The organism is Klebsiella sp. C360, assembly GCF_048822415.1.
GTDB classification, from domain to species: Bacteria; Pseudomonadota; Gammaproteobacteria; order Enterobacterales; family Enterobacteriaceae; genus Klebsiella; species Klebsiella quasipneumoniae.
In genome coordinates, this window is record NZ_JBMEZZ010000003.1 from 238,402 (window position 1) to 257,095 (window position 18,694).

Here is an 18,694-nt window from a genome sequence, read left to right on the forward strand (position 1 = left end):
TTGTGATGACTTACAGAATCTGACTCAGATGCAGCTGACCCATCAGCAGCGGGTTATCGCGATAATCCACCGGGATGGCCACTACCGCCGGGCCGTCGACGTCCATCGCCGCGCGCAGGGTCGGCTCCAGCGCCTCAGCGCTTTCCACGGCAAACCCTTTGGCGCCGAAGGACTCGGCATAGGCTTTAAAATCCATCGGCCCGAACTCGACGCCGGACAGGCGCTGATATTTTTTCTCTTCCTGGATGGCCACCATGTTGTAACCGTTATCGACCCAGATCAGGTGCAGCACGTTGGCTTTCAGGCGGACGGCGGTCTCCAGTTCCATGCTCGACTGCAGGAAACCGCCGTCGCCGGAGACGGAGACCACTTTGCGCTCAGGATTGACCAGCCAGGCGCCGATGGCCCAGGGCAGGGCGACGCCCATGGTCTGCTGGCCGTTGGAGATCATCACCTGACGGGCGCGGAAGCTGTAAAGGTAGCGGGCGATCCAGATATGGAAGCTGCCCATGTCCACGGTCAGCGTGACGTCGCTGTTGACGATATCCTGCATCGCGCGAACGATACGCAGCGGATGCAGGGCAAACTGATTCAGCTGCGCGCCGCGGCGGTCCAGCAGTTCGCGCTGGTGCTGGCGGTCGCGGAGGATCTCCGCCGCCTGCGGGGAGAGCACCAGCCGGCGATCGATATTTTGCGCCAGCTTGCTGAGGGTGCCGGCGATATCGCCCACCAGCTCGACGTCCGGGGTATAGTTGCGTTCTTCATAGGCGGGCAGGACGTCGATATGCACCAGCGTCGCGTTGCCGCTGTTCCACATCGCCGGTTCATATTCCACCGGGCTGTAGCCGATGCAGATCACCAGGTCGGCGAGCTGCAGCAGACGGTCCCCGGCCTGGTTGTTAAACAGCCCGACCCGGCCGGCGAAGCGAGAGAAGTTATCCTGATTCACCGCCCCGGCGGCCTGATAGGTGCTGGTGACCGGAATATGGCTGGCCTCCAGCAAGCGGCGTAGCGCCGCGCTGTTTTCCGGCTGGCTGGCCATCAGGCCGAGCAGGAAGATCGGGTTCTTCGCCTGAGCGATAAGCTTCGCCACCTGGTCGATGGCGGCATCCGGCGCGGCGCCCATCTGCGGGGCCCCGCTGGCCGGCAGCACTTTACCGCCGACCGGGCCATCGACCACATCCTGCGGCAGGCTGACGAAAGCGCTGCCCGGCCGGCCCTGCTCGGCGGCGCGGAAGGCGTTGGAGACCACTTCCGCCAGCGCGTCCGGCGCGGTCACCTCGACGGCGTATTTCGTCACCGGGCTGAACATCGCCACCGTATCCATACTCTGGTGGACCTGTTTGGCCTTATCGGCGCGTTTCACCGCGCCGCCCAGGGCCACCACCGGGTCGCCTTCGCTGTTGGCGGTGGCCATACCGGTGATCAGGTTGGAACAGCCCGGACCGGAGGTGACCAGCGCCACGCCCGCTTTACCGGTAATGCGCCCGACGGCGGCGGCCATAAACGCGGCGTTGGCTTCGTGGCGTACCGGAATAATGCGAATGGAGGAATCCAGCAGTGAGTCGAATACCTTGTCGATTTTGGCGCCAGGGATGCCGAACACCTGACGTACCCCCTGGGCTTCCAGCTGGCTGACGACGAGATCGGCACCGTGCGCCCACTGGCGTACCGGATACTGTTTGTCCATGTGACCCCCTTAACTTTCTACGGAACGGATGGCGGCATCGAGATTATCGGGATGCAGATTGGCCTGCAGGAACGCGCTGTCGGCGGGCAGGTCGATCATCAGCTTGTGAATTTCGCCGAAGGTCAATACCCCGTGGTCGAGCTGGTAATCCAGCAGGTGACCGCCGCCTTTGCGGTCATCGGTTATAAAGTGCTCGTGATACCCGGCGACGTTGATCCCCTGCATATGCTGCGGGGTACGGAAGCCGACCAGCACCCCTTCGCGCTGGTTAAAGCGGAACACCGGCTGATCGTCGAGGACGTCGGTCATCGCCCGGTACGGCGGCGTCTGGCGCGGCACGGTGCGGGTATGGGCATGGCGGAAATGGCCGTCGATGCGCAGGGCGCAGAACAGGTTGTCAGAGGGGATTTGCTGGTCGATCACCTCGTGCAACTGCTGGCGGCTCACCGGATGGTCGAAGGTTTTCCGGTACTGCGGCTGGAACCAGGTCATCACCGCGAACGGCGTTTTCTGCTCCGGCTGGGCTTTGCGCGCGCTGCCGTCGGCCCGCAGCTGATAGACCTGACTGCTGAAGGCGATCAGCTCCCCGTCCAGCTCATTAAAGGTGCCGAGACCGAAATCGCCGTGCTTCAACAGGTCCGCGATGGTGGTGCTGCCTTCGTAAACCCCGCTCAGCAGGGCGCTCATGAGCGATGTCTGATAGAGCACGCTCTCGGGATGCTGCGCGGAAAACGCCCGCAGGGTTTCGCATAGACTCTCTTCGCAGGTGCATTCAGCAGAATGATTCATATACCACTTCCTCGTTCAACAAATATAAGAAAGGTTAAATAAATGTTGACCCGATTCAGCTCACAGTTCCAATATAGAAACCATGCTGGTTTGAGACGTTTTCGATATGGAACTTCGTTATCTTCGCTATTTTGTCGCCGTCGCCAGGACGCGGCACTTCACCCAGGCCGCCAAGGAACTGGGTATTTCACAGCCTCCGTTAAGTCAGCAAATTCAGCGGCTTGAGCGCGAGGTGGGGACCCCGCTGTTTCGGCGTTTGACCCGCGGGGTGGAGCTCACCGAGGCCGGTGAGTCGTTCTATGAGGATGCCCGCCAGATCCTCGCCATGAGCGATGCGGCGCTGGAGAAGGCCAAGGGCATTGCCCGCGGGATGAACGGCAGCCTGTCGCTAGGCATTACCAGTTCTGATGCTTTCCACCCGCAAATCTTCACGCTGCTGCACCGTTTTCAGCTCGATCACCCCGGGGTGACCCTGCACCAGATGGAAGACAATATGGCCAATCTGATGACCGCCCTGAGCGAGGCCGAGCTGGACATCGCCTTCGTCCGTCTGCCGTGCGAGAGCAGTAAAGCCTTTAATCTGCGGATTATCGATGAGGAGCCGATGGTTATCGCGCTGCCGCGCGATAACCCGCTGGCGACGCAGCCGACCCTGGCCCTGGAGCAGCTGCGCGACGTGGCGCCGATCCTCTTCCCGCGGGAGGTGGCCCCGGGGCTGTATGAGCTGGTGTACAACAGCTGCCTGCGCGCCGGCATCGATATGGAGCGCGCCTGGCAGTCGTCGCAGATTTCGTCATCGCTGAGCATGGTCAATGCCGGGTTCGGCTTCGCGCTGGTCCCGCAGTCGATGACCTGCATTCAACAGCCGAACGTCAGCTATCACCCGCTCAGCGGGGCGCCGCTGAAGACCGATATCGCCATCGCCTGGCGGCGCTTCGAGCGCTCGCGCACGGTGAAACGCTTTCTGGCGATGTTCTGATCGTCGCGACGCCTGCGGTTTACTGCGCCACCCAGCCGCCGTCCATGTTCCACGCCGCGCCGCGCACCTGGGCGGCGGCGTCGCTGCACAGAAACAGCGCCATTTCGCCCAGCTGCTGCGGGGTGACAAACTCCCCGGAGGGCTGTTTTTCCGCCAGCAGCTGCGCGCTGGCCTGCTGCGGGTCGACCCCTTCGGCGATGCGCTTATCGATCTGCTGCTGCACCAGCGGGGTCAGCACCCAGCCGGGGCAGATGGCGTTGCAGGTGATGCCGCTGCGCGCGGTTTCCAGGGCCACGGTTTTGGTCAGGCCGACCACCGCGTGCTTGGCGGCGACATAGGCCGATTTCTCTTTCGACGCCACCAGGCCATGCACTGAGGCAATGTTGATGATGCGCCCCCAGTCGCGCTGGCGCATGCCTGGCAGCGCCAGGCGGGTGGTGTGGAAGACGCTGGAGAGATTGATCGCGATGATGTCGTTCCATTTGTCCACCGGGAACTGCTCCACCGGGGCGACGTGCTGAATACCGGCGTTATTGATCACGATATCGACGCCGCCGAAGGTGCTTTCGGCATAGCGCATCATCGCCTCGATCTGCCCGACGTCGCGCAGGTCGGCGTCGTGATAGCCGGGGATCTTGCCCAGCGCGGCGACTTCAGCCCGGGCGTGGCTGCTGTCGCCGAAGCCATTGAGCACCAGCTGGGCGCCTGCCTGCGCCAGCACTTTGGCGATCCCTAAGCCGATGCCGCTGGTGGAGCCGGTGACCAGCGCCGTTTTACCGTCTAAATTCATTTTATTACTCCTTCAATCGGGTCTCAGACAATGCCGGTCACATAGAACGTGGCAATGACAAACAGCACCGCGAGGCTTTTGATCACCGTGATGGCGAAAATGCCGCCGTAGGCCTGGCGATGGCTCAGGCCGGTGATCGCCAGCAGGGTGATCACCGCCCCGTTATGCGGCAGGGTGTCCATGCCGCCGCTGGCCATGGCGGCGACGCGGTGCAGGACCTCCAGCGGAATATTGGCGGCGTGGGCGGCGGCGACAAAGGTTTCGGACATCGCCGCCAGGGCGATGCTCATTCCCCCGGAGGCCGAGCCGGTGATCCCGGCCAGCACCGTGACGCTGATCGCCTCGTTTAACAGCGGATTGGGAATGGCCGCGAGGGCTTTCGACAGCACCAGGAAACCCGGCAGGGCGGCGATAACCGCGCCGAAGCCATACTCAGAGGCGGTGTTCATTGCCGCGAGAATCGCCCCGCCCACCGCCGTCCGGCTCCCCTCCGCCAGCCGGCCGCGAATATTGCGATAGCCGCAGACCAGCACCAGCACAATGCCGGAAAGCAGCGCTGCCTGCACCGCCCAGATGGCGGTGATTTTCCCCACCTCGGTGACGACAGGCTTCGCCAGACCCGGCAGGGTGAGCTCATGGCTGGCGCCGTACCATTGCGGGATCCAGTGGGTAAACAGCAGATTCAGCACCCCCACCAGCAGCAGCGGGGCGATTGCGATCAGCGGATGCGGCAGGTCGATGTCATCCGGGGTCTCCGGCTCATTTTGCAGATCGGTCCCATAGCCTTCGCCGCTGGCCTGCGCTTTGCGGCGCTGGCGCTCCAGCCACAGCAAACCGAAGAGGATAATGAACAGCGAGCCGATAAGCCCCAGCCACGGGGCCGCCCAGGCATTGGTGCCGAAGAAGCTGGTGGGAATAATATTCTGGATCTGCGGCGTGCCGGGCAGGGCGTCCATGGTAAACGAGAACGCGCCGAGGGCGACGGTGGCGGGGATCAGCCGCTTGGGGATCCCGCTCTGGCGAAACAGCTCGGCGGCGAAAGGGTAGACGGCAAAGGCCACCACAAACAGCGACACCCCGCCGTAGGTCAGCAGGGCGCACACCAGCACGATCACCGGGATCGCGTGGCGGCGGCCGAGGATGCGGATGGCGGCGGCGACAATCGACCGTGAGAATCCCGACAGCTCAATCAGCTTGCCGAACACGGCGCCCAGCAGAAACACCGGGAAATAGAGCTTTACAAAGCCAACCATTTTTTCCATAAACAGGCCGGTAAAGGCCGGGCCGACCGCGCCCGGGTCGGTGAGCAGCACCGCGCCGAGGGCGGCGATCGGCGCAAAGAGGATCACGCTGTATCCACGGTAGGCTGCCAGCATCAGTAACGCCAGCGCGGCCAGGGCTATTATCACACTCATCACGACGTCTCACTCTCATTGTTATTGTAGGGGTACAGAACGCGATACTAGGGTTTCAGGGCGAAGCGCAGCTGGTGTTCCCGGCGCGACTGGATGCGCTGGCGCCGCGCCTCGTCCCAGCGGTAAAAGCCTTGCCCGCTGCGGGCGCCGGTGTCGCCTTGCGCCACTTTCTCCGCCACCAGCGACATCATCTCCGTACCGCTGGCCAGCTCCGGCAGCAGGTGCTGGCAGATATCCTGGACCGTCGCCAGGCCTGTCATGTCCGCCGCCTCCAGCGGGCCGACCATCGCATAGCGACGGCCCAGCGAGGCGCGCATCACCTGGTCCACCACCTCCGGGGAAGCGATGCCGCTGTGGACGATGTGCAGCGCTTCGCGCAGCAGGGCGAACTGCAGTCGGTTGCCGACAAAGCCCGGCGCGGCGCGGTTGAGCACCACCGCTTCCAGCGCGCAGCCGGCGCAAAAGTCGCTTACCTGGCGCGCCAGATGGGGCAGCGTGGCGCTCCCGGGCACCACTTCCACCAGCGGGATCAGGTGCGGCGGATGCCAGAAATGGGCGATCAGCAGGCGTTCCGGAAGGCGCATGCCCTGCGCCAGCCGATCCGGCGGCAGGCCGCTGGTGTTGCTGGCGATAATCGCCTCGTCGGCGAGCAGCGTTTCCAGTTCGGCATACAGGGCGTGCTTCAGCGCCAGCCGTTCGGGGATCGCTTCAATCAGCAGCGTGGCGTCGGCCAGCGCCTGCAGCGCCGGGGTGGGGATTAAACGGCTCAGCACGGCGTCGCGGTCGGCGGGATCCTGCTGACCGCTCGCCTCCAGCTCGCGCAGGATCGCCCCGGCCACAGTGGGCACCTCGGCAAGACGTTGCGGATCGGTGTCATACAGGCGGACGGCGTGACCGTGACGGGCGAAATGGCAGGCGATGCCGACGCCCATCAGTCCCGCGCCGAGTACCGCCAGACGTGGTGTAAACATAGTGGCTCCTGTTAACGTTGAAGGGTCATGGCGATGCCCTGGCCGCCGCCGACGCACAGGGTGGCCAGCCCTTTACTGGCGCCCCGGCGCTGCATCTCATGCACCAGGCTGACGAGGATCCGGCAGCCGGAGGCGCCGATGGGATGGCCCAGGGCGATGGCGCCGCCGTTGACGTTGACCTTCTCGCTGTCCCATTCGAGCAGCTGACCGACGGCCAGCGCCTGGACGGCAAAGGCCTCGTTGGCTTCGATAAGATCCACCTCGTCCAGCGTCCAGCCGGCGCGCTGCAGCGCTTTGCGGCAGGCGCTCACCGGGCCGATGCCCATCACCGACGGGTCGACCCCGGCGACCGCCGCGCTGACGATGCGCGCCAGCACCGGCAGCCCAAGCTCGCGCGCTTTATCGACGCTCATCAGCAGGACCGCCGCGGCGCCGTCGTTCAAGGATGAGGCATTCCCGGCGGTGACGCTGCCGTCAGCCGGGCGAAACGCCGGGAGCAGCTGGGCCAGCTGCTGCTCGCTGGTCTCCGGGCGCGGTTGTTCATCGTCGGTCACGACACGCGGCGGCTTTTTGCCCTGCGGAACGCTGACCGGGACGATCTCCTCGCGAAAGCGTCCGGCGGCGATAGCGGCCGCCGCTTTGCGCTGGGAGCTGGCGGCGAAGGCATCCTGGCGCTCGCGGCTGATATCGAAGGTATCGGCGAGGTTCTCGGCGGTCATGCCCATGTGGTAGTCGTTAAAGGCGTCCCACAGGCCGTCCTGGATCATGCTGTCCTGCAGGCTGGCGTGGCCGAAACGCAGGCCGTCGCGGGCGCCGTGCATCAAATAGGGAGCATTGCTCATGCTCTCCTGGCCGCCGGCGATAACGATCCCGGCGTCGCCGCAGCGGATCGCCTGCACCGCCTGCTGAACCGCTTTCAACCCGGAGCCGCACACCAGATTGACGGTGACCGCCGGGGTGTCCACCGGCAGGCCGGCCCGCAGCGCGGTCTGGCGCGCCGGGTTCTGCCCGCAGCCGGCGGTGAGCACCTGGCCGAAAATCAGTTCATCGACCGCCGCGGCGGGCAGCTGGCAGCGTTCAAGCAGGCTGCGCACTACCGCCGCGCCGAGGTCGACGGCGGAAAGCGGGGCGAAGGCGCCGCGAAAGCTGCCGACCGGGGTACGTACTGCAGCAACAATGGCAATATCGGTCATGGTCTCTCCTTAGCTGAAGCGCATTTCGCGCACGTCGTCGGCGACGATCAGCCGTCCCGCCGTTTTACGCATCACCTCGTCGGGGCTGACCCCCGGAGCCACTTCGCGCAGGACAAACGCCCCGTCGACAATGTCCAGCAGGGCCAGGTCGGTGAGCACCCGGCGAATGCAGCCCACGCCGGTGAGCGGCAGGGTGCACTGCGGCAGCAGTTTGGATTCGCCGTTCTTTGAGGCGTGGGTCATCACCACGATGATGTTCTGCGCGCCGGCCACCAGGTCCATGGCGCCGCCCATCCCCTTAACCATTTTCCCGGGGATCATCCATGAGGCGATATTCCCCGCGACGTCGACCTCAAAGGCGCCAAGAACCGTAAGATCGACGTGGCCGCCGCGGATCATGGCGAACGACTGGGCGGAATCGAAGATCGCCGCCCCGGTTTGCGCGGTGACGGTCTGTTTGCCGGCGTTAATCATGTCGGCGTCGATGGTTTCCTCATCGGGAAATTCGCCCATCCCCAGCAGGCCGTTCTCCGACTGGAGCATCACTTCAATACCAGCGGGGATATAGTTGGCCACCAGCGTCGGGATACCGATCCCGAGGTTAACGTAGTCGCCGTCGCGCAGCTCCTGGGCGACGCGCATCGCCATTTGTTCACGGGTTAGCATCTCAATGCCCTCCGGCGCGCAGGGTGCGCTGTTCAATACGTTTTTCGAATTGCCCGACGATCAGCCGGTCGACATAGATCCCCGGGGTGTGAATGGCGGAGGGCGGCAGTTCGCCCGGCGGCACGATCTCTTCCACCTCCACCACCGTAATGCGCCCGGCGGTGGCCATCAGCGGGTTGAAATTCTGCGCGGTGTGGCGGTAAACCACGTTGCCGTACCAGTCAGCTTTCCAGCCCTTCACGAGGGCAAAATCGCCGCGAATGGCCTGTTCGAGAATGTAATTTTTACCGTCGAACTGGCGCACCTCTTTGCCTTCGGCGACCGGGGTGCCGTAGCCGGTGGCGGTGTAAAAGCCGGGGATCCCGGCGCCGCCGGCGCGGATTTTTTCCGCCAGCGTTCCCTGCGGGGTGAGCTCTACCGCCAGCTCGCCGCTCAGCACCAGCTGTTCAAAAAGCGCGTTTTCCCCGACGTAAGAGGCCACCACTTTGCTGACCTGGCGCGATTCCAGCAGCATGCCGAGACCGAAGCCGTCGACGCCGCAGTTGTTGGAAACCACCGTCAACCCCTGCACCTGGCGGCGCTTCACTTCGGCGATCAAATTTTCGGGTATACCGCACAGGCCGAAGCCGCCGGCGAGCAGCGTCATGCCGTCCGTTAACCCTTCCAGCGCCGCTTCGTAGCTGGCGACGCGTTTATCCAGTCCTGCCATCTTGTCTCTCCTGCCTTGCGATAGCCTTATCATTGGCGCTGGCGACTGATTTGATAATTTTGAATTTGTGACCCACTCATTTGGAAATTTTATTAATTTCCTGTTAACTAATTTCTTTCAATTAGTTAACAGGATGAAAAATGAGAATGAGTGTCAAACAGTTACGCGCGTTTTTAGCGGTAGCTCACACTCTCAATTTCGCCCACGCCAGCGAAAGGCTGAATCTGTCGCAGCCAGCTCTCAGCCTGACCATCAAAGGATTGGAGGAGGCGCTGGGGGGCGCGCTGCTGCAGCGCAGCACCCGCAAAGTGACCCTCACCCAGGAGGGGGAACTCTTTCTGCCGATGGCCCGTCAGCTGCTGGCCGACTGGGATAACGTCGAGGAGGCGATGCGTCAGAGCTTTACCCTGCAGCGGGGCAAAATCTCGGTCGCCGCGATGCCGTCGTTCGCCGCCAACGTTCTGCCGGAGGCGCTGAAAGCCTTCCGCGACCGCTATGCCGGGGTGAACGTCACGGTGCATGACGTGATAAATGAGCAGGTGATCGAGATGGTGCGCGAGGGGCGGGTGGAAATGGGTATCGCTTTCGAGCCATCGCCCAGCCACAACCTGCTGTTTACCCCGCTGGCGGTGGACCGCTTCGTGGCGATCGTTCCCCGGCAATCGCCGCTGGCGAAGAAAAAAAAGCTCACCTGGCAGGAGCTGTTAACCCTCGACTTTATTACCCTCCAGCGCCCTTCGGCGGTGCGCCTGATGCTGGAGGAGGCGCTGGCGCGCAGCGGGCGTCAGCTGGACGTGGCCCTGGAGAGCCATCAGCTGGTGACGGTGGGGAGAATGGTGGCCAGCGGGCTGGGGGGCAGCGCGGTGCCAGCGCTATGCAAAACGCAGATGGCCTCGCTGGGGGCGGTGTGCATTCCGCTTAGCGATCCGCCGATTGAAAAGTGCGTTGGGGCTATTTATGCCGGACATCTGCCGCTGTCGAAGGCGGCGCAGGCGCTGCTGGATACGCTGAAAGGGTTTTTACCCAGCTGAGGGAGCGGGAGGCAAAAAAAACCGGCCCGCGGGCCGGTTTGATAATCAGATTTTGCAGGCGTCGCCGCAATCGTCATCGGCAACGATCGCCTGGGCTTTTTTGTCCGCTTCTTCCAGACGCTCCGCGTTGCGCTCTTCCGCTTCATCCAGGCCGCTGAAGACCAGGTTGTCGAGATCAATTTCCATAAGTTACCTATCGTTGCTGGTTTTGGATCAGCGTCAAGTATAGGGCAAAACCGCCCGCGGATGTACCCGCGCTTCGCGCCGAACGCACAGAGCGTTAAGTCGCTGGGCGGCGGGCATCACCTACCATAATTAACCGTTGACAGGATGGCGTTAATTTTAATTATCGTCGACAGAACAATTTCCTGCCGCAATATTAAATGAAAGGACAACGAAGGTGTAATTAAGCGTTGACGAATATCTTTTATGTTAATATGGCCGCGATTATGGATGAATCTATGGATCTTAATCAATGGGACATACTGTTGCAGGCGCCATCAAAGAATGGCGTAAACATAATAAAGTGATCGGTCAGGTCAAAATAAACTATAAAAAAATTTTACGAAAATGCAGAGAGCTCTCGCTCGCAGGAGGTAAGTACAGAGAATATCAAGGACTTTGCGCCAAATATCAGTGCGCGCGGTTGACCGCCGTAACCCAGGGGCTGGTGCCTTTCGAGGATAAACCCTTTAAGGCCTATCTTAATAAACGGATGTCAAAACGGCGCAAGCTGGATATTGCCCACGGTTCGCTGAATTTTATCGAGAAAACATTTCAGCCGGATGTGCTGCCGCAGCTCTATAACGTGGCGGATTTTGGCCGGGCGATGTTTGCTATTCCTTTGAAAACTGGCGATAAGCTTGACGTTAAGCTGCTGGCGTCGCCGTTTCAGGAGGAGGGTGAACTGATGCTGCAGCTGTTTCTCGGCGACCGTCGCGTCTATAGCGTCTGTTTTTCCTGTACCGACGATGGCCGCGCCTATATCGGCGGTATTCAGGGCGGGAAAGATATCACCAATGAAGAGGTGAAGGCGCTGACCAAAGAGCTGCATGGCGCGCGGCCGAAAAATATCATCATGAGCGTGCTGTATGGTTTCTTAGGCTATTTCAACATCACCACGGTCTACGCGATCGATTCCGATTACCACGTGAAAAGCGATCTGGTGAAAGCCAGTTACTCATCGCTGTGGCTGGAAATGGGCGGTGAGAAACAGGCTCGCGGCTGGTATAAACTGCCGGCGCAAGAGATCAAAAAAAGTATTGAAGAGGTGAAAAGTAAACACCGCAGCCAGTTTATTAAGCGCGAAGGCATTAAAGAGCTGATTCAGCTCGATATGGCCAACGCCCTGCGGCAAATCACCTTGCGTTCGCGGGTGAATTAACGCCTCTTATACGTCAAGCGGACAGCAGGGGGCTGTTGTCCGCCTGACGAAATCCTTTCTTTACTGGCCGCTTTCGCCGACCGGCGGCGACGCGGAGGCGGCGAGCAGCGGGGCGCTGCGCCACCACACCATCAGCGCGACCAGCGCGATGACGCTCAGCACCCCGAAGGCGGTGGCAAAGGAGTAGCGTCCGGCGATAGCGCCGGTTAACGCCGGACTCATTGCCGCCCCGGCCCCCTGCATCAGCATCACCACGCTCTGTCCGGCGTTGACGTGCCCGCTGCCGCGCAGCAGCGAGACGATAAAGCTGGGCACCGCCACCCCCAAAATCCCTGCCGCCAGACCATCAAGAATTTGCACCGGGACCATCATCGCCGGGGCGTCGCTGGAGGCCGCCAGCGCCGCGCGGATGGGCATGATCAGCAGCGCCAGCAGAATGCATCGCCAGTAACCATATTTGTCGATGCTGCCGGCGACCCGAATGGCTACCGGGATCATCACCACCTGCGAAATAATCACCGTAGCGGCGGCAAACAGCCCCGGATTGAGGTGTCCCGGCGCGGCGGCGATCCGCATGCTCAGCATCGGCAACAGCGCGGCGTTGGCGAGATGGAACAGCATCAGGGTCACGCCGGCGATCAGCAGCGGCGTATGGCGGAACAGGATGGCAAACCCAGGCAGAGAGGGCGGGACGGCCGACTCGAGGCCGCGGGCGGCGTCATCGTCGATATCGCTGCCGCGGATCGCCAGCAGGGCGATGAGGGTGAACAGGGTGGTACCGGCCATCAGAATGAAAATGCCGCCGATGCCCCAGTACCAGGCGATGGCCCCGGCAATCAGCGCGGTGAAGAAATTCCCCGCGTGGTTGAAGGCTTCGTTTTTGCCCATCTGGGCGCTAAAGCCGCGCTGTCGGGTCAGCCCAAGGGTGATCCCGGCGATTAACGGTCCGACAAAGGCCGCGCAGATCCCGCTGGCGACTTGCGAAAGGGCCACCACGCTGGTCTTCTGACTGAACCAGAGCAGCAGGGTGGTCAGGGTTATCACCAGGCAGACCACGGCCAGCAGCACGCGCTTATGCCGCGAGGTGTCGGTGATGAAGCCGGCGGGCAGGGTCGCCAGCAGGCCAGCAACGCCGCCGATGGTCATCAACAGGCCGATATCCTCCGCCTGCCAATGACGCTGGGTGAGAAAGATCCCCAGAAACGGCCCAAGGCCGTCGCGAACGTCGGCGATAAAGAAGCTGGTCAAACATAAAGCCCGCAGTGAACGAAGCGACATTTTCTACCTTTAGCATGAGCGATCCGCGGATCAGCGGCGGACCAGGGCGGTCATGGCGTGCGCCACGGATAATGGCCGGGAACGGACCCGGCAGAGAGCGTCATCCTTTATCGCACCGTTCGATGAAAGCAAAATGTCCCGCTGTCTTCGGGTAACGTGGCAATGCAACATACCTGCTCGTCGTGGCTTCCGCCAGAGGTCTACGAAAGTTCTGTAACGGGGCAACCGCGCCGCTGCCTGCGCCGCGGGGCTATCAGCGTTCGTCTGCTTTAACGATCTGCAGCGCGGCGGGATTCGCCACGCTGCCGCTGGCGGTGACGAACCCCGGATGGACGGCCTCGCCGCTGACGCTATCCACCAGCGCAATATGCGGCGCGCTGTGCAGCACCTGCTGGTGGCCCCATTCCATCAGGGCGAACAGCACCAGCGCCAGGCTACGGCTTTTATCGGTGAGAACATATTCATAGCGCTCGCGAGCCCCCGCTTCCCGGTAGGGGACTTTGCGGAGCAATCCCATTTCGGTCATTGTTTTCAACCGGGTGGTGAGCGTCTGGCGGGTGATATGGGTATGCGTCTGCATCGTTTCAAAGCGCGTCACACCGTAAAACGCCTCGCGGAGGATCAGCAGCACCCAGCGGTCACCGAGTATTTTGGCTCCTTCCGCCAGGCCGCACAGCTCCGGATCGAGGTAGGGCAGTGATTTATTTTTTGACATCGCGAGATTGACCTTCTACTCTGAGTTTGAATTTTAGACTTAGATGCTAAGGAGCATAGCGTGCCATTTGTTAACGTGCAAACCATTAAAGGGATCATGACCGCGGAACAGAAAAGTGAGCTGCTGCGGCGGATGACCGATCTGCTGGTGGAGATTGAGGGGCAGGGCGATCCGCAGTTCCGCCAGTCGGTATGGATCCGCATTGATGAACATGACCCGGAACAGTGGAGCCTGGGGGGCGTCCAGCCGACGGCCGCGATGATTGCGGCTAAATTCGCCGCGGCGCGGCGCGACTGATCCCCTGAATAAACCGGGCTGCGAAGCCCGGCCCGGCGATCTGGCGCAGAAGAGGAGTCAGAACGCCGGGTAATATTGCTATTCGCTATGGTGCAAAAGCGTATTTTGCGGCTAAGGTAACGGTCAGGGAACCCAACAAACAGGGCGCGATGCCAGACGGCCAGCCTGGCGTCACTCTCACACCGGTGAAAACAACGGATGTCTACAGAACAGATGCTGCCGCTGGCGGCGCAGAACAAAAATATCATCCGCCTGGCCGCCGCTCAGGCGCTGGCCGGCGCCAGCTCGGTGGTGTTCTACGCCACCGGCGCTATCGTCGGCAATACCCTCGCCCCCAGCCCGTCGCTGGCCACGCTGCCGATCACCCTGTTTGTGCTGGGGATGGCGGCCTCGATTTTGCCTTTCGGCGCGCTGGCACGAAAGCGGGGCCGCAAAGCCGCGTTTATGGCCGGTACCGGCGCCGGGGTGGTCACCGGTCTGGCGGCCGCTCTGGCGGTGGTGCTGGGCTCTTTTCTGCTGTTTTGCTTCGCCGCGATGCTCGGCGGCGCCTATGCCGCGGTGGCGCTCAGTTTTCGCTTTGCCGCCACCGACGGCGTCGCTCCGGAACGTCGCGCCCGCGCGCTGTCGCTGGTGATGGGCGGCGGCGTGGCCGCCGGGATCATTGGCCCGATGCTGGTCACCGGCACCATGCACCTCTGGCCGACCCATACCTTCGCCTTCACCTTTCTCGCTCAGGCGCTGGTGGCGGCGCTCGCCGCCATTCTGCTGGCAGGCGTGACGTCGGCAGAGCCCGCGGCGGCCAGCGTGCGCGGAGGGCGGCCGCTGCGCGAGATTATCCGCCAGCCGGGCTTCGCCACCACGGTGTTCAGCGGGGCGGTGGCCTATATGGTGATGAATTTTCTGATGACCGCCGCGCCGCTCTCCATGCATATGCACGGTCTTTCCCAGCAGGCCGCCAACCTCGGGATCCAGTGGCATGTGATGGCGATGTACGGCCCGGGATTTGTCACCGGCCGGTTGATCCAGCGCTTCGGCGCCGTGCGCATGGCGGCGGCGGGATTGCTGATCACCGGCGCGTCGGTGGCGGTCGGTCTCAGCGGCGTCGGGGTATATCATTACTGGCTGTCGCTGATTTTGCTCGGCATCGGCTGGAACTTTGGCTTCACCGGCGCCTCGGCGAAAATCATCGATTTCCACCACCCGGAAGAGAAGACCCAGGTGCAGTCGCTCAACGATTTTCTGGTCTTCGGCGTGATGATCGTGGGTTCGTTTTCGTCCGGCGTTCTGCTCAACGCCTTCGGCTGGAACGCGGTGCTGTGGGGCTCCCTGGTGCCGGTGGGGCTGGCGCTGTTCACCCTGCTGCTGCGCCCGTTATCGCCGCCCCGCGCTTAGCGCCTGGCCTGCTGCTGCGCGGGCCGTCTTTTTGCGCTTTTCGCAAATGCGTTGCCGAACTTTATCAAAGCCAGCGCGTGGGAAAACGTCACATACGCGACATGCTGTAGTAATGTCTACAGCATGACAATGCATCTCCTGACCCTCAACCTGACGATGTCTCAAGCCGCTGAGCCCTGAAGAGCACGTCGGCACGCGGGTGACCTTCGACGTTCTGGCCCGACGCAGTGCTCTGGAGGCCGCGATCCCGATACCCTGGGGCGGCTTATCCACTTCCTGGACGTCGGTGGGGAACCGACCCCGGAGGCGGGGGGAGAAAGCATTCTTGCAGAGCTGCGGGAAACCATTACGGACGATGACCAACTGCTGGCGGCAGCCTGCTCGCTGTTCGACGGCATACTGAGATCCTGTGAAATGAGGTCTGGCAATCATGAGCAAAACGGTGGTTCTTCCGCAGAGTGACAGTCCTTCCGTCGTCGCCTCCGTCTCCTTCTGGCAGGCCTTTCGCTTCTGGCTGAAGCTCGGCTTTATCAGCTTCGGCGGGCCTGCCGGGCAGATCGCCATGATGCACCAGGAGCTGGTGGATAACCGCCGCTGGATCTCGGAAGGACGATTCCTGCACGCGCTCAACTTTTGTATGGTCCTGCCCGGCCCGGAGGCGCAGCAGCTGGCGACCTATATCGGCTGGCTGATGCATAAAACCTGGGGAGGCGTCATCGCCGGGGTGCTGTTTATTTTGCCCTCGCTGGCGTTACTCATCGCGCTGGCGTGGATCTACCTCGTCTGGGGGGATGTCGCGGTGGTGGCGGGGATTTTTTATGGCATCAAACCCGCCGTGGCGGCGATCGTGCTGCAGGCGGCGCACCGCATCGGCTCGCGGACGCTGAAAAATGGCGCCTACTGGGCCATCGCTGCCGCAGCCTTTGTCGCTATTTTTGCGCTGAACGTTCCTTTTCCGCTGATCGTCCTGACCGCGGCGATCGTCGGGTTTATCGGCGGACGGATGGCGCCGGCGACATTCGGCAAAGCCGACGCCCACCCTGCGCAGAGTCATCCCGGCGGGGCCGCCATCATTGATGACGCGACGCCGATCCCGGCCCATGCCATTTTCAGCTGGCGGCGTACCGCCCAGGTACTGATCGCCGGGATGCTGCTGTGGCTGGTGCCGATGGCCGCTCTGACGCTAATGCTGGGCTGGGCGCATCCGCTGACCCAGATGAGCTGGTTCTTTACCAAAGCCGCGCTGATGACCTTTGGCGGGGCGTATGCCGTCTTACCTTACGTTTACCAGGGGGCGGTAACCCACTATGGCTGGCTGACCGCAGGGCAGATGATGGACGGCCTCGCCCTTGGGGAATCCACCCCCGGGCCGTTGATCATGGTGGTGACCTTTGTCGGGTTTGTCGGCGGCTACACCAAAGCGGTATTGGGCGTCGATGATGCGCTGCTGGGGGGCATCGCGGCGGCGTGCCTGGTGACATGGTTTACCTTTTTGCCCTCGTTTATCTTTATTCTCGCCGGCGGGCCGTTTATTGAAACCACGCATAATAAAGTGGGATTTACCGCGCCGTTGACTGCTATCACCGCCGCGGTGGTGGGCGTTATCCTGAATCTGGCGCTGTTTTTTATCTGGCATAGCGTCTGGGGACCGTCCGGTTTCGACCCATGGTCTGCGGCCATTGCCCTGGGCGCCGCCGGGCTGCTGTTTCGCTATAAGTGGAAGCTGACCTGGGTGCTGGCCGCCGCCGCCGCGGTGGGCCTTATCGTCCATATGGCGGGACTGTCCGGCGCAGGATAAGGTCGGCGTCGGGCTGTGAGAAACGTCGCCAGATGCGGTAGCGGGGAAGAGGCCAGTGCCTGTGCAGGCACTGGTCGGATGGTGAGCACTTATTTATCTACGGGAGGCTCCACCGCGAGCTGCAATTGACAATATTGTTCAACTCCTTCTTTAAGCATCTTAATAATCATTAGCAGCATGGGTAAGTACGGAACGAACTTAACAAGCAGTGAGCCCGTAGATCCGTCAAGCAGCGTCAGCGCGGCATCCACTTTCTTTTTCCATGTTTTGTTATATTCCACGCAAAAATTCTTTATATCGGCTGGCTGCGTTGAACGGGCAATCTGTTCGAGTTCTTCGATGGCGTTGAGTGCCGCTTTTATTTTCTCAATATCAGTTTGTTGTGTCATATTAGCCTCGTAGTAACAGGAGAAAGAGGATTAACTCATTTTTACTTCCAGGTTTGTGGCTTAAAGAAAAGCCACGGTAAGGTGTAATCGTACAGCGCTTTAACCGGCACTACGGATAAGTGGAAATGCTTATCGTGCGGGCTGGCGCCATGGTAATCGCGCCATACCCATGGCTGGACAGAAGCGCTAATAATATGTTTGTTCCAGATAATGTATTTAATTCGTTTGTCTTTGCTGTCGACCAGTGCATTGACAATCGCCTGAGCATCACACCCCTGAGCGGGATCGTGCGTAATATCGATAGCCGTAACCACACCAATATTTCCATCCAACACCTGCGGGTTATGATCCGAGTTGGTGTGGGCATGATGTTCATCACCAATGGTGCCATCGCTGGCCTTATTGCGGTGCGGAGCATATTGATTAATCTGATCTCTGAGTATCAGCAGACTCTTTGCGACACGCCATACCATGTTATTTACCCTCCGGATTGAAACAGGGGTTTGAGCTGACCGGTTCTGCGCCAGGAACCACGTCCTGATAAACCGGAGATGGGGGGAGAGGATCGACTACTGCATCCGCCTTCACGCTGTTGACTTGTTGCTTCTTCAGGTTCTTCACTTGCAAAAGATAATTAAGGATAGCGTTCCAGAACGCAGACCCGCCGCTCGCCATCAAGCCAATACATAATGTCATCAGATCCGGGTGTTTAAAGGCCGAAAAACTGCCGGCGACGAAGGGTTGCGTCAAAAACGCCGTCACAATTCCGGCCACCACCGCTAATAGCTGCAGGGCAGATTTGCGTTTTCCTTCTATGACTGGATCCTGCTTTTCCAGATTAAGCCAGGGAAAATATCCTTTAATAATCTCTACCACTCTTTCCGAGGCGATACTAATGGCGATCAGCATCGTAATGATGTTTTCAAGTTGCGAAGAAATGGCATCGCTCATATCACCCTCACTATTTCTGTGTTGAATAAAAATAAATGACAACGTTTTTAACAAGTGTTTACTGCACAGGAATAATTCCTGGCGGGTAAGTTTCACGGTCATTTTTTATTGTTCAGGTAGGCAAGGGGCAAGTGATAATTTAATGATCGCGAATAATAAACTATTTGCCAGTACCTGCCAGAAATGACAATTTAACTCGAGAGCAATATTGAACCGTGAATTTAACCCGCGATAATAAATTTATCGTCGCTTTTTTG

20 protein-coding genes and 1 pseudogene are annotated in these 18,694 nt (G+C 60.9%); 7 read left to right on the top strand and 14 right to left on the bottom strand.

The window, feature by feature from the left end:
* Positions 1-10 precede the first annotated feature (10 nt).
* Both alsS and budA read right to left on the bottom strand, forming a co-directional pair.
* Positions 11-1,690 (bottom strand): acetolactate synthase AlsS, encoded by a 1,680-nt coding sequence (alsS, locus tag ACOI7D_RS10020; RefSeq protein ID WP_244341687.1) that lies wholly within the window; start codon positions 1,688-1,690, stop codon positions 11-13.
* A 9-nt stretch (positions 1,691-1,699) separates the two neighbouring features.
* Positions 1,700-2,479: an acetolactate decarboxylase gene (gene budA / locus ACOI7D_RS10025; RefSeq protein ID WP_002908205.1), complete on the bottom strand. Its 780-nt coding sequence runs from the start codon at positions 2,477-2,479 to the stop codon at positions 1,700-1,702.
* Between the two features lie 106 nt (positions 2,480-2,585).
* Between budA and ACOI7D_RS10030 the strand changes: the two genes are divergently transcribed.
* Positions 2,586-3,458, top strand: a complete 873-nt coding sequence (locus ACOI7D_RS10030) for a LysR family transcriptional regulator (protein WP_004145376.1) — start codon at positions 2,586-2,588, stop codon at positions 3,456-3,458.
* A 19-nt stretch (positions 3,459-3,477) separates the two neighbouring features.
* Here ACOI7D_RS10030 and ACOI7D_RS10035 read toward each other — a convergent pair whose 3' ends face one another.
* Genes ACOI7D_RS10035 through ACOI7D_RS10060 form a run of 6 tightly spaced genes read right to left on the bottom strand, consistent with a single transcriptional unit; the run spans position 3,478 to position 9,202 of the window.
* Positions 3,478-4,248 (bottom strand): 3-hydroxybutyrate dehydrogenase, encoded by a 771-nt coding sequence (locus ACOI7D_RS10035; protein ID WP_023290011.1) that lies wholly within the window; start codon positions 4,246-4,248, stop codon positions 3,478-3,480.
* A gap of 23 nt (positions 4,249-4,271) precedes the next feature.
* Entirely contained in the window at positions 4,272-5,666 is a 1,395-nt protein-coding gene (locus ACOI7D_RS10040; RefSeq protein ID WP_197743183.1) for a GntP family permease, read from the bottom strand.
* A 44-nt stretch (positions 5,667-5,710) separates the two neighbouring features.
* Entirely contained in the window at positions 5,711-6,634 is a 924-nt protein-coding gene (locus ACOI7D_RS10045; RefSeq protein ID WP_050533350.1) for a 3-hydroxyacyl-CoA dehydrogenase family protein, read from the bottom strand.
* A gap of 11 nt (positions 6,635-6,645) precedes the next feature.
* Positions 6,646-7,827, bottom strand: a complete 1,182-nt coding sequence (locus tag ACOI7D_RS10050) for an acetyl-CoA C-acetyltransferase (protein ID WP_109547240.1) — start codon at positions 7,825-7,827, stop codon at positions 6,646-6,648.
* A gap of 9 nt (positions 7,828-7,836) precedes the next feature.
* Positions 7,837-8,493, bottom strand: coding sequence for a CoA transferase subunit B (locus ACOI7D_RS10055; protein WP_021312467.1), 657 nt, complete (start codon positions 8,491-8,493; stop codon positions 7,837-7,839).
* Between the two features lies 1 nt (position 8,494).
* Complete coding sequence (locus tag ACOI7D_RS10060) at positions 8,495-9,202, bottom strand: CoA transferase subunit A (RefSeq protein WP_023290007.1); 708 nt, start codon at positions 9,200-9,202, stop codon at positions 8,495-8,497.
* Between the two features lie 140 nt (positions 9,203-9,342).
* On the opposite strand from ACOI7D_RS10060, the gene ACOI7D_RS10065 reads away from it, so the two are divergent.
* Complete coding sequence (locus ACOI7D_RS10065; RefSeq protein ID WP_023290006.1) at positions 9,343-10,233, top strand: LysR family transcriptional regulator; 891 nt, start codon at positions 9,343-9,345, stop codon at positions 10,231-10,233.
* 45 nt (positions 10,234-10,278) lie between these two features.
* On the opposite strand, the gene ACOI7D_RS10070 is transcribed toward ACOI7D_RS10065, so the two are convergent.
* Positions 10,279-10,419, bottom strand: a complete 141-nt coding sequence (locus ACOI7D_RS10070) for a hypothetical protein (RefSeq protein WP_002908189.1) — start codon at positions 10,417-10,419, stop codon at positions 10,279-10,281.
* Between the two features lie 289 nt (positions 10,420-10,708).
* On the opposite strand from ACOI7D_RS10070, the gene ACOI7D_RS10075 reads away from it, so the two are divergent.
* Positions 10,709-11,617, top strand: a complete 909-nt coding sequence (locus tag ACOI7D_RS10075) for a DUF535 family protein (protein ID WP_050533352.1) — start codon at positions 10,709-10,711, stop codon at positions 11,615-11,617.
* 60 nt (positions 11,618-11,677) lie between these two features.
* On the opposite strand, the gene ACOI7D_RS10080 is transcribed toward ACOI7D_RS10075, so the two are convergent.
* Complete coding sequence (locus ACOI7D_RS10080) at positions 11,678-12,895, bottom strand: MFS transporter (RefSeq protein ID WP_048297674.1); 1,218 nt, start codon at positions 12,893-12,895, stop codon at positions 11,678-11,680.
* Positions 12,896-13,148: 253 nt separating this feature from the next.
* Complete coding sequence (locus ACOI7D_RS10085; protein ID WP_023290003.1) at positions 13,149-13,610, bottom strand: winged helix-turn-helix transcriptional regulator; 462 nt, start codon at positions 13,608-13,610, stop codon at positions 13,149-13,151.
* Positions 13,611-13,670: 60 nt separating this feature from the next.
* Between ACOI7D_RS10085 and ACOI7D_RS10090 the strand changes: the two genes are divergently transcribed.
* From ACOI7D_RS10090 to chrA, 4 genes and pseudogenes are all read left to right on the top strand, one after another.
* Complete coding sequence (locus ACOI7D_RS10090) at positions 13,671-13,907, top strand: tautomerase family protein (RefSeq protein WP_004202976.1); 237 nt, start codon at positions 13,671-13,673, stop codon at positions 13,905-13,907.
* A 198-nt stretch (positions 13,908-14,105) separates the two neighbouring features.
* Entirely contained in the window at positions 14,106-15,299 is a 1,194-nt protein-coding gene (locus tag ACOI7D_RS10095) for an MFS transporter (RefSeq protein WP_226453144.1), read from the top strand.
* 172 nt (positions 15,300-15,471) lie between these two features.
* Positions 15,472-15,761 (top strand): annotated as a pseudogene (locus ACOI7D_RS10100) (chromate resistance protein ChrB domain-containing protein); the annotation flags it as partial.
* On the top strand, positions 15,730-17,097 hold the full coding sequence (chrA, locus tag ACOI7D_RS10105; RefSeq protein ID WP_109547242.1) for a chromate efflux transporter: 1,368 nt from the start codon (positions 15,730-15,732) through the stop codon (positions 17,095-17,097). The pseudogene ACOI7D_RS10100 and the gene chrA, both read left to right, overlap by 32 nt.
* A gap of 89 nt (positions 17,098-17,186) precedes the next feature.
* On the opposite strand, the gene ACOI7D_RS10110 is transcribed toward chrA, so the two are convergent.
* Genes ACOI7D_RS10110 through ACOI7D_RS10120 form a run of 3 tightly spaced genes read right to left on the bottom strand, consistent with a single transcriptional unit; the run spans position 17,187 to position 18,437 of the window.
* Entirely contained in the window at positions 17,187-17,486 is a 300-nt protein-coding gene (locus ACOI7D_RS10110) for a hypothetical protein (protein WP_109547243.1), read from the bottom strand.
* A gap of 41 nt (positions 17,487-17,527) precedes the next feature.
* A complete protein-coding gene (locus ACOI7D_RS10115) occupies positions 17,528-17,959 on the bottom strand; it encodes a hypothetical protein (RefSeq protein ID WP_032453166.1) in 432 nt (143 codons plus the stop codon).
* Between the two features lies 1 nt (position 17,960).
* The gene (locus ACOI7D_RS10120; RefSeq protein ID WP_109547594.1) at positions 17,961-18,437 is read right to left on the bottom strand and encodes a hypothetical protein; all 477 of its coding nucleotides are present in this window, start codon (positions 18,435-18,437) and stop codon (positions 17,961-17,963) included.
* Between the last annotated feature and the right edge of the window lie 257 nt (positions 18,438-18,694).